Origin of the sequence: Polynucleobacter sp. MWH-Jannik1A5 (genome assembly GCF_018881795.1) — a bacterium.
Lineage (GTDB): Bacteria > Pseudomonadota > Gammaproteobacteria > Burkholderiales > Burkholderiaceae > Polynucleobacter.
This window is the reverse complement of record NZ_JACVPQ010000014.1, coordinates 1-867: the sequence shown is the minus strand read 5'-3', so window position 1 is coordinate 867 and position 867 is coordinate 1. Positions and strand designations below refer to the sequence as shown.

The following is an 867-nucleotide window of genomic DNA, read 5'->3' as shown; positions in this document are numbered from 1 at the left end:
CCACCATAACCCTGTACTCCGGCAGTGGTCACTGATCCACCGATAGAAGTATCGCCACTAGTGTTCAAGGAAGCGAGTGCATAGCTCGCACCAACCGTGCTTGCAAAGACAGTTGAGCCTGTACCAGTTGAAGTGGTAAGGCTGTAAGCAGCTGCACTAGCGCTATTGACAGTAGAGCTAAAGGTAATGGTTCCGTTGGCAGTGCTTGCTAAGCTGGTATTAGCTGCAATCGTAGTAGCGCCGGTATAAGTTTGGTTGCCGCTGGTTGTGATTGAGCCACCTAAGCTAGAGGTACCACCAACGGTCAAGCTAGAGCTACCAGTGCTATTGGTAATCGTATTGCCGGTGGCCATTACCAAATTACCAACGGTAAGCGCTCTTTGCAGATCCAATGCTGCCGTAGCGCTCATGGTTAAGTTATTGGCGGCAGAACCTAAGGTACCGTTGCCGCTCAGCGCTAACGTACCACCGCTCAGGGTATTGCTGCCGCTATATGTATTCGCACCAGACAATGTGCTTGTACCACTGCCTGCTTGAGTCAGATTTACGCTACCAGCCAAGATCGCAGATACCGTTGCTGCGCTGGTGTTATTGAAGGTGTAGCTAGAACTAGTCAGAACACCAGTGGTGCTAGTGATCGATCCACCGTTTGTGCCGATGGTGACAGCACCAACCGTATCAGAGTTAGCGCCTAGAGCAAAAGTACCGCCATTGACTGTCAGTGCTGAGCTATTGGAGATCACATCACTAGCGCCAAGAGCTAAAGTACCTGCAGATACGGTAGTGATACCGGTGTAGGTGTTGGTGCCAGATAAGGTTAAGGTGCCAGAGCCGAGTTTGGTGAGTGAGCCTGTTCCGGAAATTACA

General features: G+C 50.9%; 1 protein-coding gene. It reads right to left on the bottom strand.

All coding sequences use genetic code 11. The features are described from left to right. The coding region (locus ICN23_RS09720; RefSeq protein ID WP_216232051.1) for an autotransporter-associated beta strand repeat-containing protein at nucleotides 1–867 on the bottom strand (867 nt) is incomplete at both ends.